Source organism: Actinokineospora fastidiosa (genome assembly GCF_014648415.1).
Classification (GTDB): domain Bacteria; phylum Actinomycetota; class Actinomycetes; order Mycobacteriales; family Pseudonocardiaceae; genus Actinokineospora; species Actinokineospora fastidiosa.
In genome coordinates this window covers 583,098-596,470 of sequence record NZ_BMRB01000001.1, presented here as the reverse complement: position 1 = coordinate 596,470, position 13,373 = coordinate 583,098, and the positions used below count along the sequence as shown (strand labels likewise).

The 13,373-nt window shown below is 71.1% G+C and carries 11 protein-coding genes and 1 tRNA gene; 9 read left to right on the top strand and 3 right to left on the bottom strand.

Annotation, left to right across the window (positions count from 1 at the left end):
• Positions 1–68: 68 nt before the first annotated feature.
• The 3 genes from otsB to IEY98_RS02720 form a co-directional block, all read right to left on the bottom strand.
• Positions 69–2,597 carry a trehalose-phosphatase gene (gene otsB, locus IEY98_RS02730; RefSeq protein ID WP_189208676.1) on the bottom strand — a complete coding sequence of 843 codons (2,529 nt, stop codon included), beginning with the start codon at positions 2,595–2,597 and terminating at the stop codon, positions 69–71.
• 37 nt (positions 2,598–2,634) lie between these two features.
• A complete protein-coding gene (locus IEY98_RS02725; protein ID WP_189208675.1) occupies positions 2,635–4,065 on the bottom strand; it encodes an alpha,alpha-trehalose-phosphate synthase (UDP-forming) in 1,431 nt (476 codons plus the stop codon).
• Positions 4,066–4,168: 103 nt separating this feature from the next.
• On the bottom strand, positions 4,169–5,548 hold the full coding sequence (locus tag IEY98_RS02720; protein WP_189210005.1) for a threonine/serine exporter family protein: 1,380 nt from the start codon (positions 5,546–5,548) through the stop codon (positions 4,169–4,171).
• A gap of 171 nt (positions 5,549–5,719) precedes the next feature.
• On the opposite strand from IEY98_RS02720, the gene IEY98_RS02715 reads away from it, so the two are divergent.
• The 9 genes from IEY98_RS02715 to ectA all read left to right on the top strand — a co-directional run bounded on the left by IEY98_RS02715 (position 5,720) and on the right by ectA (position 13,342).
• Positions 5,720–5,795, top strand: a tRNA-Thr gene (locus IEY98_RS02715).
• 502 nt (positions 5,796–6,297) lie between these two features.
• Positions 6,298–6,492, top strand: a complete 195-nt coding sequence (locus IEY98_RS02710; RefSeq protein WP_189208674.1) for a DUF1918 domain-containing protein — start codon at positions 6,298–6,300, stop codon at positions 6,490–6,492.
• A 31-nt stretch (positions 6,493–6,523) separates the two neighbouring features.
• Complete coding sequence (locus IEY98_RS02705) at positions 6,524–7,246, top strand: PP2C family protein-serine/threonine phosphatase (RefSeq protein WP_189208673.1); 723 nt, start codon at positions 6,524–6,526, stop codon at positions 7,244–7,246.
• A gap of 47 nt (positions 7,247–7,293) precedes the next feature.
• On the top strand, positions 7,294–8,241 hold the full coding sequence (locus IEY98_RS02700) for a methionyl-tRNA formyltransferase (RefSeq protein WP_189208672.1): 948 nt from the start codon (positions 7,294–7,296) through the stop codon (positions 8,239–8,241).
• 85 nt (positions 8,242–8,326) lie between these two features.
• The gene (locus tag IEY98_RS02695; RefSeq protein ID WP_229786508.1) at positions 8,327–9,643 is read left to right on the top strand and encodes a lysine N(6)-hydroxylase/L-ornithine N(5)-oxygenase family protein; all 1,317 of its coding nucleotides are present in this window, start codon (positions 8,327–8,329) and stop codon (positions 9,641–9,643) included.
• Between the two features lie 10 nt (positions 9,644–9,653).
• Positions 9,654–10,436, top strand: coding sequence for a PIG-L family deacetylase (locus tag IEY98_RS02690; protein ID WP_189208671.1), 783 nt, complete (start codon positions 9,654–9,656; stop codon positions 10,434–10,436).
• 129 nt (positions 10,437–10,565) lie between these two features.
• A complete protein-coding gene (locus tag IEY98_RS02685; protein ID WP_189208670.1) occupies positions 10,566–11,459 on the top strand; it encodes an Abi-alpha family protein in 894 nt (297 codons plus the stop codon).
• Between the two features lie 50 nt (positions 11,460–11,509).
• A complete protein-coding gene (locus IEY98_RS02680; RefSeq protein WP_229786735.1) occupies positions 11,510–12,706 on the top strand; it encodes a DUF445 domain-containing protein in 1,197 nt (398 codons plus the stop codon).
• Positions 12,707–12,838: 132 nt separating this feature from the next.
• Positions 12,839–13,342, top strand: coding sequence for a diaminobutyrate acetyltransferase (gene ectA, locus IEY98_RS02675; protein ID WP_189208669.1), 504 nt, complete (start codon positions 12,839–12,841; stop codon positions 13,340–13,342).
• The last annotated feature ends 31 nt before the right edge of the window (positions 13,343–13,373 follow it).

Sequence of the window (13,373 nt, the reverse complement as noted above, 5' to 3'; positions counted from 1 at the left end):
CGTCAAACACCTGTATCCGCCCGACAGGGTACCGATCGGGCGGATCAGGCATGGGCCGAATGGGGAAATCAGGCGGACAGGAGTTGCGCGCACCTGATCAGGCCCAGGTGGGAGTACGCCTGGGGGTGGTTGCCCAGCGACCGTTCGGCCACCGGGTCGTACTCCTCGGGAAGCAGGCCGGTGGGTCCGGCGGCGTCGACGATCTGGGCGAAGAGGTCCTCGGCCTCAGTGCGCCTGCCGGTCAGCAGGTAGGCCTCGATCATCCAGGCCGCGCACAGGTGGAAGCCGCCCTCGTCGCCGGGGAGGCCGTCGTCGCGGTGGTAGCGGTAGACCGTGGACCCGCTGCGCAGCTCGGCCTCGGTGGCGGTCACCGTGGCCTGGAAGCGCTCGTCGGCGGGGTCGATCAGGCCGACCATGCCGATCAGCAGGGTCGCCGCGTCGAGGTCGGTGCCGTCATAGGCGGTGGTGAACGAGCGGACCTCGTCGTTCCACCCGTTGGTCAGCACGTCGGTGGCGATCTCGTCGCGCAGCGGCTCCCAGGTGGGATCGATGGCGCGGCCGTGGGTCTTGCCCAGCTTGAGCGCGCGGTCGATCGTCAGCCAGCACATCACCTTGGAGTACACGTGGTGGCGCGGCCGGTGCCGCTCCTCCCAGATGCCGTGGTCGGGCTCGTGCCAGCGCCGGGCCACCGCCTCGGCCATGGCGCAGACCATGCGCCAGTCGTCGTCGGTCAGCGAGCCCCGCACTTCGGACAGCGCGGCCACCAGGTCGACGACCGGCCCGAACACGTCCAGCTGGACCTGCTGGTTGGCGAGGTTGCCCACGCGCACGGGACGCGAGCCCGCGTAGCCGGGCAGCGTGTCGATCACGGCCTCGGGCGGCAGCGTCGTGCCCGCGATCGTGTAGAGCGGGTGCAGCCGCTCCGGGCCGGGCAGCGTCGCCAGCACCGCGTGCAGCCAGCGCAGGAACGCCTCGGCCTCGGCCGTGGACCCCAGCGAGACCAACGCCTTTGCCGTCATCGACGCGTCGCGCAGCCAGCAGTACCGGTAGTCCCAGTTGCGGATCCCGCCGATCTCCTCCGGCAGCGACGTCGTCGCCGCCGCCATGATCGCGCCGGTCTCCTCGTGGCAGAGCCCGCGCAGGGTCAGCGCGGAGCGGGCCACCAGGTCCTTCTCGACCTGCGGCAGCACGAGCGTGTCGAGCCAGTTGGACCAGTACGTCCCGGCGACGGCCTTGCGCTCCTCCAGCGGGACCGGGTTGGGCGCGAGGTCGTCGGTGCCGCAGCGCAGCTCGAACACCACCGGCGCGTCCGAGGTCAGCTCGACCCGCGCGCGGGCGGTGTCGTGCATGCCGTCGGAGACGATCTCCCAGCGCACGCCCGGCGAGCGCAGCGCGATCGGGTCGCCGGTGCCCTGCACCAGCAGCCCGTCGGCGCGCGCCTCCAGCCGCACCTGCACCTGCCCGAACTCCGGGCGCGGCGCGAACTCGACCAGCGCGGTCGCGTTGCCGGTCAGCACCCGGGTCATGTCGGTGCGGAACGGGTCGGCGTCGTTGTCGAGGAAGTCCGTGACCAGCAGCCCCGACCAGCGGGTCTCCACGGTCATCGTGCCCGGCAGGTACCGCTGGCCGAGCGGGAGGCCGCCGCGCTCGGGCGAGACGCTGAAGTGCCCGGCGCCCGGCCCGCCCAGCAGGTCGGCGAACACCGACGCCGAGTCCGGCTCGGGGTGGCACAGCCAGGTCAGCCGCGCGTCCGGCGTCACCAGGGCGACGGAGCGCTCGTTGGCCAGCATCGTCAGCCGCTCGATCGGCACGGCCTGCTCGCCGTACAGCCACGCGCGGCGCTCCTCGAGCAGGAACGCCAGGACGGTCGCCACCGTCGTCGGGTCGTCGATGCGGTACCCGGCGAGCGACACGCCCTCGCCGACCTTGATGCCCAGGTCGGGCCCGCTGATCCGGGCGAACGCCTTCTCGTCGGTCACGTCGTCGCCGACGAAGACGGTCGCCGTCGCGCCCGCCTGGTGGCGCAGGACGTCCAGGGCGTGGCCCTTGTCGGTCTGCAGGACGGCCAGCTCGATGACGGCCTTGCCCTCGGTGACGTGCACGCCGTCCCAGGTGCACGGGCCCTTCCGGACGGCGTCCAGCACGCGCGCGGCCACGTCCGGCTCGGCCCGGCGCACGTGCACGGCGATGCTCGCGGGCTTGATCTCCAGCTGCACGCCCGGCTCGCCCTCGACCAGGATCGCCAGGTCGGCCTCCAGCCGCCGGTGCAGGCGCCGGGCGTCGGCGTCGATCGCGTGCACGAAGCCCACGTCGAACTCCGAGCCGTGCGAGCCGACGAGGTGGACCTCCGACGGCAGCCGCGACAGCGTGGCCAGGTCGCGCAGGGCGCGCCCGGAGATGACCGCGGCCGTGGTCTCGTGCAGCCCGGCCAGCGCCCGCAGCGCGTGCACCGACTCCGGCAGCGGCCGCGCGTTCTCGGGGTCCTCGACGATGGGCGCGAGCGTGCCGTCGTAGTCGCAGGCGACCAGCAGGCGCGGAGTGCGGGCGATCTGCACGATCGCACGCCGCAACTCGGCGGGCAGGGCCTCGGCGGTCAACGCCTTCTCCTTGGGGATGTGCGGGGGCGGGCTCTGTCTAATGGTTGCTGTCGGGATCCAACGCGTCCAGGAACGAGCGAGCCCAACGGTCGACGTCGTGGGTCAGCACCTGACGCCTCAGAGCGCGCATCCTACGGCGACCCTCCGCTGGATCGATCGTGAGGGCAGCGTGCATGGCGTTCTTCACCCCGTCAAGATCGTGCGGATTGACGAGGAATGAACTTGTCAGCTCGGCAGCAGCGCCCGCGAACTCGCTGAGCACGAGTGCGCCCCCGAGGTCGTGCCTGCACGCCACGTACTCCTTGCAGACCAGGTTCATGCCGTCGCGCAGCGGCGTGACGAGCATGACGTCGGCGGCGGAGAAGAACGCGGCCAGCTCGGCGCGGTCGACCGACTGGTGCAGGTAGTGCACGACCGGGTGCCCCACCCGCCCGAACTCGCCGTTGATCCGGCTGACGGTCAGCTCGATCTCGTCACGCATCCGCTGGTAGTGCTCCACCCGCTCGCGGCTGGGCGTGGCCAGCTGGATCATCACGACCTCGGTCGGGTCGACCCGGCCCTCGGTGAGCAGCTCGCGCAGCGCGTTGAGCCGCAGGTCGATGCCCTTGGTGTAGTCGAGTCGGTCGACGCCGAGCATCACCTTCTTGGGATTGCCCAGGTCGGCGCGGATCTGCTGGGCGCGGTTGACGGTCTCCTTTTTGCGGGCGACCGCGTCGAGGCCCGCGGAATCGATCGAGATGGGGAACGCGCCCACCCGCACGGCCCGGTCGCCGACCTGGATGACACCGGGTCGCGTCCGCACGCCGACCGCGCCCCGGGTCGGTTCCAGGCCCAGCAGCCGCCGGGCCAGCCAGAGGAAGTTCTGCGCGCCGCCGGGCCGGTGGAAGCCGACGAGGTCGGCGCCGAGCAGCCCGCGCACGATCTCCGCGCGCCACGGCAGCTGCATGAACAGCTCGGTGGGCGGGAACGGGATGTGCAGGAAGAACCCGATCCGCAGGTCGGGACGCTGGTCGCGGAGCATCGCCGGGACCAGCTGCAGCTGGTAGTCCTGGATCCAGACGGTCGCGCCCGGCGCCGCCGCCTTCGCGCACGCGTCGGCGAAGCGGTGGTTGACCTTGACGTAGGCGTCCCACCAGGCCCGGTCGAACACCGGCGGGGCGACGACGTCGTGGTAGAGCGGCCAGAGCGTGCCGTTGGAGAAGCCCTCGTAGTAGTCGCGGACCTCGGTGCCGGTGAGCGTGACCGGGCGCAGGGCCAGGCCGTCCTCCTCGAAGTCGTCCACCTCGGCGTCGGCGACGCCGGGCCAGCCCACCCAGGCGCCCTTGTGATTGCGGAGGAAGGGCTCCAGGGCGCTGACCAGCCCGCCGGGACTGTGCTTCCAGCGGGTGGTGCCGTCGGGGAGGCGCTCCAGGTCCACCGGCAGACGGTTGGCCACGACTATGAAGTCCGAGCCGTTTCTGCTGCTCACGAGCGGTTGCCTCCTCGTAGTTGCCCTGATTCGAGGCTAACCAGGGTTGGCCGTGCCCGCGTCCTGCGTCCGGTGGGGATGGGGGGTGGCACCGCTCACGTTTCTATTCCAGCCGCCGTCGCGTGGGGCGCAGCGGCCCGGACATCCTCGGTCCGGCGATCTTGCGCTCCAGCCTGCTCAGGCCCGTTCGCACTGGTTGGGCCAGGAATTCGCCGAGCACCACGCCCGCGGCGAGGGCGAGCGCGATGGCCGCGGCGGTCATCAGGGTGGGGATGCCCGCGGTGGTCTTGGCGATGGCGAGTTCGTAGAGCGCGCGGTAGGTGGTCAGGCCGGGCAGCAGCGGGACCATCCCGGAGACGGCGATGACCAGCGGCGGCATCCGCAGCCGCCGGGCGATGAGCCCGCCTGCGAACCCGACGGCGACGGCCGCGCCCGCCGACGCGGTGATCGCGCCCGCCCCGCCGAGGGCGAGGGCGCCGAACCCGGCCGCGCCGAGCCCGCCCGCGGCGCTGGCGATGAACAGCGCCTTGGGCGTGGCGTAACTGGCCAGCGCGAAGCAGCCCGCCGCGGCCGCTCCGGCGAGGGCCTGCACGGGCAATCGCAGCGCTGTTTGCGGAAGTGGATCGGCCAGCGGTTGATAGGGGAACCCGAGGGCGACGGAGATGTTCAGCGCGAGGACGACACCGGCGATGAGCCCGGCGGTCATCAGCGAGACCTCCATGGCCCGGCCCGCGGCGGTGACGTTGTATCCGGAGATGGCGTCCTGCACGGTGGCGACGACGGACAGCCCGGACAGCAGGACCGTGATCGCGGCGCCGACGAGGACCGTGGGCCGCACGGACGGGAGCATCCCGCTGGACAGCAGCGCGAGCGCCCCGCCCGTGGCGAGCAGGCCGCCCGCGAGCTGTTGGAAGAAGAACGGCAGCGCGCGCCGGTTGAGGATCCGGCCGACCCGGTCGACGACGGCGGTGATCAGCGCGGCCCATCCGGCCATGTCCCACTGGCCGCCGATGAGGATGGTGACCGCGGCGGCCATCCCCGCCCAGGCCAGCGTGGCCACCCACCGGGGGTAGGGGTGGTCGGCGTTGACGATCCGGTCCAACTCGGTGTGCGCGTCCTTGAGCGCGACCCGGCCCGCGGTGATGTCGCGGACGAGCGTCTCCAGGTGCGCGAGCCGGGTGTAGTCCAGGCTCCGCGAGCGGACGACCCTCAGCGAGGTCACCGGGGACATCTCGGTGCCCCGGTGGCAGGCGACGGTGATCGAGGTGAAGATGACGTCGACCTCGCAGTGCGGCAGCCCGTAGGCGCTGGTGACAGCCATGATCGTCGCCGTGACGTCGGCCGCCCCCGCCCCCGAGGCCATCTGCACGTCCCCGACCCGCAGCGCGAGATCGAGAACGACGTTGACGGTCCGGTCATCCGGCAACTCCGGCCCGTGCACCGCCCCCCACCTGGGCGGTTCCGCCTTCGTCTGCCACCACATCCCATTCGCCCGCCCCCGCTGAGCGAACCACACGCCTACCACCTCCTACCCGGATTGATCGGATGACCCCACCAACATGTTGCAGTGGCCGCCCTCACCGTCTGGGAATCCCCCGGTAGGCGCAACCGCGCAGCCTTTAGGATGACCCCGGCGCACCACCCCGGCGCCGAGGCCGGCATAGCTCAATTGGCAGAGCACTCGCCTTGTAAGCGAAAGGTTGCGGGTTCAAGTCCCGCTGCCGGCTCCATCTACCTGCGGATACGTAGCAATGGCTAGCAAGATCCACTGACGGCATGAATGCCTGCGAAGTCTCTGGCGGGCGGTGGGCTCACGCCTGCCGGTCCGGAGGCGGCGCCATGCCTGGGGGAAGAGGAAGTTCCCGGGCCACCCTGCGGGGGTCGTGGTCGCAGAGGTTTCTTGGGCACTTGCCCACCTCGTGATACCAGGCGTGGCGATGGCCGAGTCCGTAGACCCAACCGATGAGGAAGTCGGCTCGCATCAGGCGCTTCAGCCACCAGGGCCTGCTCGGGCACCATTGGAAGCGTGGTTGCGGTCCCGGTCGCCCAGCCTTGATCACGCCCATTGTGGACCTCCTCTTCCTCAGGGTAGGAGCCCTGCGATGGCGCCACGGTGAAGGTGACCGGTGGTGGTCGGTGATCGCTCGACCGGGCAGGTTGGTTTGCGCTGACCTCGCGCTCGGGGGGCGGACGGGGAATACTCGGGGCGTCGCCTACCGGAAGGGGTTTGCCGTGCACGCCCGATCTGGAGACCGGCTGGTGGTCCACGGCAAGGTTGTGGGCAGCCACGACCGTGTGCTCGAAATCGTCGAGGTCATGGGGCCCGATGGCGCCCCGCCCTACCGGGTGCGGGATGACGCGGGGCACGAGACGATCATGCAGCCGGGGGCGGACTGTGTCGTGCAGCCGCGTCAGGCGAGCGACTAACGGTCCGTTGCCTGCTGACGATCACCCGGGTATGGGGGACATGATCCGCGCGGGGGCGGCCACCGACGTCGGGGTCGTCCGGGCAGGCAACGAGGACTCGCACCTCGTCGCCGACGGGGTCTACGTGGTGGCCGACGGGATGGGCGGGCACGCCGCGGGCGAGGTGGCCAGCGAGGTGGCCGTCGCGGTGGCCAAGGGGCTCGTCGGGCGGACCGTGAAGCCCGAGGACGTGCGGGCGGTCGTGCTGGAGGCCAACGCCGCCGTCCTGGCCGCGGCCCGGCGCGACCCGGTGCACCGCGGGATGGGCACCACCCTCACCGGGCTCTGCCTGGCCGACTTCCGGGGAACGCCGCACTGGGTCGTGTTCAACGTCGGCGACTCGCGCGTCTACCGGCACGTCGACGGCACGCTCACCCAGCTCACCACCGACCACACCGAGCTCGCCGAGTTGGTGCAGGCGGGTGACATCAGCCCGGAGGAGGCCGTCGGCCACCCCCTCGGCAACGTCCTCACCCGCGCCATCGGCATGACCCCGGCGCCCGAGCCCGACCTCGACGTCTTCCCGGTGGCCCCGCCCGAGCGGTTCCTCATCTGCTCCGACGGCCTGACCCTGGAGGTCCCCGAGACGGCGATCGCCGGTGTGCTGGCCGACACCGACGACCCGGGCGCGGCAGCGGAACGCCTGGTCACGATGGCCGTGGACGCTGGCGGGCGGGACAACGTGACCGCCGTCGTTGTGGACCTGCGGGGCTGAGGCGTTAACCTCAGGCTAGGTACCCTTACCTAACTGAGGAGAGGCTAATGCGGGTCGTCATGTTCGGCTTCCAGACCTGGGGGCACCGCACGCTCCACGCCTTGCTCGAGTCGGAGCACGACGTGGTCCTCGTCGTGACCCACCCGCGCGGGGAGGGCGCCTACGAGCGCATCTGGGCCGACTCCGTGGAGGACCTCGCCCGCGAGAACGGCATCCCCGTCCTCATCCGCGAGAAGGCCGACGACGACGACCTCATGCTGGCCCTCAAGGAAGCCGAGCCGGACGTGATCGTCGCCACGAACTGGCGCACCTGGATCCCGCCGCGGGTGTTCGGCTTCCCGCCGAAGGGCACCCTCAACGTCCACGACTCGCTGCTGCCCGCCTACGCGGGCTTCTCCCCGCTCATCTGGGCGCTGATCAACGGTGAGAAGGAGGTCGGCGTCACCGCCCACATGATGGACGAGACGCTCGACGCCGGAGACATCGTCGCGCAGGAGGCCGTCGAGGTCGGGCCGAGGGACACCACAAAGGACCTGTTCGACAAGACGCTCCCGCTCTTCGGCAAGCTCACCGTCGAGGGATTGGCGCGAATTGCCAAGGGCGACAAGGACTTCATCCGCCAGGACCGGAGCAAGGCCAGCTTCTTCCACAAGCGCGCCGAGGAGGACCTGCGCATCGATTGGACGTGGGAGGCCGAGGAGCTCGACCGGCTCGTGCGCGCGCAGTGCGCGCCGTACCCCAGCGCGTTCACCTACCACCGCGGGCGCAGGCTGGAGATCGTGGAAGCCCAGGTGTCCCAAGCGGTCTACGGCGGCACGCCCGGCCGGATCTTCTACCGCGAGGGCGACGGCGTCGCGATCGTCGCGGGCGCGCAGGCGCGGCGCGGGCGCAGCAAGGCCTTGCTGGTCACCAAAGTCCGGACGGACGAGGGCGTTGAGCTGACCGCGCACGAGTACTTCACCCGCATGGGCGGATACCTGACCGCCCGGCCGTAGGCGAGAGACGCAGACCACTCCCGAGGGTTGCCTGATTAGGTTAGCCTTACCTCCGTTCCGCTCCTTGATCGCGACGGAGGACAACGTGACCACTGAGGTGTACGACCTGGTCGGAATCGGGTTCGGCCCGTCCAACCTCGCCTTGGCGGTCGCCGTCGACGAGCACAACCGGCGCCACCCGGAGCGCGCGCTGCGGACGCTGTTCTGTGAGCGGCAGGCGCGTTTCGGCTGGCACCGGGGGATGCTCATCCCCGACGCCACGATGCAGGTGTCGTTCCTCAAGGACCTGGTCACGATGCGCGACCCGGCCAGCGACTTCAGCTTCCTGTGCTACCTGCGCGACCGCAGCCGCCTGGTCGACTTCATCAACCACAAGACGATGTTCCCGCTGCGCACGGAGTTCCACGACTACTTCGAGTGGGCCGCGGCGCGCGTGGCCGACCAGGTCCGCTACGGCGTCGAGGTCATCTCCGTGCGTCCGATCGAGATCGACGGCGAGGTCGCCTACTTCGACGTGGTGGCCGCGCCTGCGGGCGAGGACGCGGTGATCTCCCTGCGCGCCCGCAATCTCGCCGTCGCCACGGGTCTGCGGCCCGTGCTGCCGGAGGACGCCGAGACCTCTGACCGCGTGTGGCACAACATCGAGCTGATGCACCGCATCGACTCCCTCGACGGCGCGGGCCGCGTGCTCGTCGTCGGCGCGGGCCAGAGCGGCGCGGAAACGGTGGCACAGCTGCATTCCGCGCTGCCCGACACCGCGGTCACCGCCGTCTTCGCCAAGTACGGCTACACGCCCGCCGACGACAGCCCGTTCGCCAACCGCATCTTCGACCCCGCCGCGGTCGACGACTTCCACGGCGCGAGCCCGGAGGTCAAGGGCCTGCTCATGGCCTACCACCGCAACACCAACTACTCCGTGGTCGACCTCGACCTCATCGAGGAGCTGTACCGGCGCGAGTACCGGGAGAAGGTCGCGGGCGTGCGGCGGCTGGACATCCGCTCGGCGTCGCGGCTGCGGTTCGTGCGCGAGACCGACGAGGCCGTCTACGCCGCCGTTGAACACCTTCCGAGCGGCGAGGTCGAGACGCTGCGCTGCGACGCGGTGGTCTATGCCACCGGGTACCGGCCCGGCGACGTGTTCGAGCTGCTGGGGCGCGCGGGCGCGGTCTGCGAGCGCGACGCGGCGGGGCTGCCGGTGGTCGAGCGGGACCACCGCGTGCGCACCGCGGAGAACGTCACCGCGGGCATCTACCTGCAGGGCGGGACCGAGCACAGCCACGGGCTCACGTCCACGCTGCTGTCGAACACCGCGGTGCGCGTCGGGGAGATCCTGGAGTCCGTGCTGGCCGGGGCGTCTCGCTCAGAGCGAACGTCCGTGCGGACTGTCGGTGCCCCCGCGTAACTTCGGCCGCATGGCCACCCTTGTCACCTTCCACGCCCACCCGGACGACGAATGCATCGCCTGCGGGGGCATCATGCGCAAAGCCGCCGACGCCGGTCACCGCGTCGTGCTGGTGGTCGCGACCAGGGGAGAGGTCGGCGAGGTCCCGGACGGCTTCCTCGACCCGGGCGAGCAGCTGTGGGAGCGGCGCGTGGCCGAGACCCACGCCGCCGCCGACATCCTGGGCGTGTCGCGCGTGGAGTTCCTCGGCTACCGCGACTCCGGCATGGTCGACACCGCCGACAACGACCACCCGGCCGCGTTCTGGCGCGCCGACGTCGAGGACGCCGCCCGCAAGCTCGCCGACATCCTGATCGACGAGAAGGCCGACGTCCTCACCGTCTACGACGACTTCGGCGGCTACGGCCACCCCGACCACATCCAGGTCCACCGCGTCGGCTACCGCGCCGCCGAGCTCGCGGGCACGCCGCGGGTGTACGAGGCGACGATGAACCGCGACCAGATCCAGGCCGACGCCGCCGCCGCGCGGGAGAACGGCGAGGCCGACTGGGGCCCGCCGGAGGACATGGAGGTGGGCAAGCCGGAGGCGGAGCTGACCGCGGCGGTCGACGTCACCGCGTACCTCTCGGTCAAGCGCGCCGCGATGCGCGCGCACGCCAGCCAGATCGCGGAGGACTCGTTCTTCCTGGCCATGCCGGACGAGCAGTTCGCCAGGGCCTTCGGCACCGAGTGGTTCATCCGCCGCGACGGCGGCCCCGGCATCACCGAGACGGATTTGATGGCGGGCCTGTAGGCCACCGCGCTGCCGAGGCCGCTGGGGGTGGCCTCGGCGGCGCCGCCGTCGGCAGGGCCTGCGTGACCTGCGGTTACTTCGCTCGTTGTGGTACACCAGTACTCCCGTCGTCGGCAGAGGGTGGTGGCCATGGACCAGCGGCGTGCCCTGCCTCCCGCCGACGGGCCCGACCCGGCCGCGGGGCTGGGGCGGGTGCTCGGCAGGCTCTACCGGGGCGGCTGGGAGGTGGCCCGGCTGCTGCCCGGCGGCGACGCCGTCGAACGGCGGGTGCGTCGGATCGAGCAGGGCGTGGTCGACGAGGTCCGCAAGCGCCTGGACGGGCCCGACCCGCTCGGCGGCGGGGCCGAGTCCGCGTTGGACCGATCGCGCGCCGAGGTCGACGACCTGGCGGGCGGCGTCGACCGCCTGCCCGGCGGCACGGCCTATCGAGGGCGTCGGGCGAGCGACCGTTCCGACAGCGCCGCCCACCGATCCCGCGGCAGCACGCCCTATCGACCGCGTGGCGGCCTGTCCTCCCCGGCGCGCGGTGCGGGGGAGCCGTTGCGGGCGGCCATGGCCGAGCTGCTGGAGCGCTCGGTCACCGACAGCCGCGACGCCGCTCGTGAGCACTACTTCGCGCTCGTCATGCGGCAGCTGCTGCCCGACGAGGCGCGCATCATCTCCGCGTTGTCCGACGGTTCCGTCTTCCCGTTGGTGCACCTCGTCGCCCGCACCGGGATCGCGGCACCGCACCGGTACCTGCTGGAGAACGCCTCCACCGTCGGGCGGGCCGCGGGGGTCGTCGCGCCCGGGCTGGTGCCCTTCTACGTGACGCGGCTGCTGCGGTTCGGCCTCGCCGAGACCGGCGACGAGGTCCCGGCCCTGAACACCCAGTACGAGCTCCTGCTCACCGACGAGCGCGTCCGCGCGCTGGACGTCGGCAGGCTCGGCCCGCGCGTGATCCGGCTCTCGCTGCACGTCTCGGAGCTGGGCGCCCAGTTCTGGGCGGCGAGCGACCCGTCGGCGCGCGGGGCAGGCCGGTGATCGGGGAGATCCTGCGCGACTTCGCCGTCAACTGGCCCGTCTACGCCTCCATGCCGGTCATCGCCGCGCTCATCGGGTACGGCACCAAGCTCGTCGCCATCCGGATGATGTTCCAGCCCGTCGAGTTCGCAGGCATCCGGATCAGGGGCAGGCCGGTCCTGGGCTGGCAGGGCATCGTCCCCCGCCGCGCCGCGCGGATGGCGGCGATCGCCTGCGACACGATGACCGACCGGCTGATCTCCGCCGGGGAGGTGGTGCGCAGGCTCGACGCGGAGCGCATCGTCAAGGAGATCGAGAAACCGCTGCTGGCAGGCGTCGAGGAGATCGCGCGGGAGATCGCCGCCGAGTACCGGCACGGGCTCTGGGAGTCCCTGCCGGACGCCGTGCGCAGGCGGATCATCCGGCGCGTGCAGGACGACGCCCCCGCGGTCGTGCGCGAGCTGCTTGACCAGGTGAAAGAGGACGTCGACAGCGTCTTCGACCTCAAGGACATGGTCGTCACCAACCTGGTCAAGGACAAGGAACTGCTCAACCGGATCTTCCGGCACGCGGGCCGCAAGGAGTTCCGGTTCATCGCGCACTCCGGCATCTACTTCGGCTTCCTCATCGGGCTCGTGCAGATGGTGGCGTGGGCGACGCTGAAGAACCCCTGGGTGATGCCCATCTTCGGCGGGCTGACCGGCTGGTTCACCGACTGGCTCGCGCTCAAGATGATCTTCAACCCGAAGCGGCCCACCCGCTACCTCGGCGTCTTCGAGTGGCAGGGCCTGTTCCTCAAGCGCCGCGCCGAGGTCGCCACCGACTACGGCGAGCTGATCGCCAAGGAGATCATCACCCCGAGGAACGTCATCGAGGCCGTGCTGCGCGGCCCGCTGGCCGACCGGCTGTTCGCGCTGATCGCCCGGCAGGTGCGCCAGGTGCTCGACCGCCAGGCCGGGCCGGTGCGCCCGCTGGTCGTGCTGGCCGTGGGCAGCGGCCGCTACCGCGAGATCAAGGACTCCATCGCCGAGAAGGTGATCCAGCGCCTGCCCGAGACGCTGGCCTACATCGAGGACTACGCCGCCGACGCCATGGACATCCGCAACACCCTCGTCGCGAAGATGCGGGAGCTGACGGAGGAGGAGTTCGAGGCGCTGATCCGCCCGGCCTTCGAGCAGGACGAGTGGATCCTCATCGCCGTCGGCGCCGCGCTCGGCTTCGGCGTCGGCGAGTTGCAGGTGTTCCTCGTCGAGCACCTCAGTCGTTAGCACAGGCCCGACGAGACCGGCAACCGTACTGTTGTACTCCTCACCGGGGTTTCTGCGTCTGCGCAGGTGGGGCGGGGTGTGCGAAATGTCAGAACCGGTAGTCGCAGTATGACCCTGTTACGTTGCCTTGGTATGTCCGGAAAGCACCTGATCGAAAAGCCGTCCACCCGCGACGGCTCCGTCATGTGGCGAATCGCGCGGGATTCCGGGAAGCTGGACCTGAACTCCTCCTATGCGTATCTGCTGTGGTGCCGCGATTTCGCGGACACCTCCGCCGTGGTGCGCGTCGACGGGGCCGTCGTGGGATTCGTCATCGGATTCATCCGCCCCGCCGACCCCGAGACCGTCGTGGTCTGGCAGATTGCCGTCGATGACTCCCAGCGCGGCAAGGGTCTGGCCGGGAAGCTGCTCGACCACCTGGTCGAGCGCCTCGCCGAGCGCGGCGTGCGGTACCTGGAGACGACGATCACCCCGGACAACGCCGCGTCGATCGCGCTGTTCGACGGCCTGGCCCGGCGCAGGGGAGCGCGCCGCGAGGCCACCGCGCTGTTCGCGGCCGACGCGTTCCCGGACGACCACGACCGCGAGGACCTGCACCGGATCGGCCCCCTGCTGCCCGTGGCCGTATCCGCGTGACGAGTCAGCCGGAACAGCCCTGCCGAAACCC

What these genes read in the sequence shown, in the direction of transcription:
- IEY98_RS02720 (WP_189210005.1), bottom strand. Translation starts at nt 5,548, where the DNA reads ATGTGGTGGCAGACGAAGGCGGAACCGCCCAGGTGGGGGGCGGTGCAC.
- IEY98_RS02705 (WP_189208673.1), top strand. Translation starts at nt 6,524, where the DNA reads ATGGGGGACATGATCCGCGCGGGGGCGGCCACCGACGTCGGGGTCGTC.
- IEY98_RS02700 (WP_189208672.1), top strand. Translation starts at nt 7,294, where the DNA reads ATGCGGGTCGTCATGTTCGGCTTCCAGACCTGGGGGCACCGCACGCTC.
- IEY98_RS02690 (WP_189208671.1), top strand. Translation starts at nt 9,654, where the DNA reads ATGGCCACCCTTGTCACCTTCCACGCCCACCCGGACGACGAATGCATC.
- IEY98_RS02685 (WP_189208670.1), top strand. Translation starts at nt 10,566, where the DNA reads ATGGACCAGCGGCGTGCCCTGCCTCCCGCCGACGGGCCCGACCCGGCC.
- IEY98_RS02680 (WP_229786735.1), top strand. Translation starts at nt 11,510, where the DNA reads ATGCCGGTCATCGCCGCGCTCATCGGGTACGGCACCAAGCTCGTCGCC.
- ectA (WP_189208669.1), top strand. Translation starts at nt 12,839, where the DNA reads ATGTCCGGAAAGCACCTGATCGAAAAGCCGTCCACCCGCGACGGCTCC.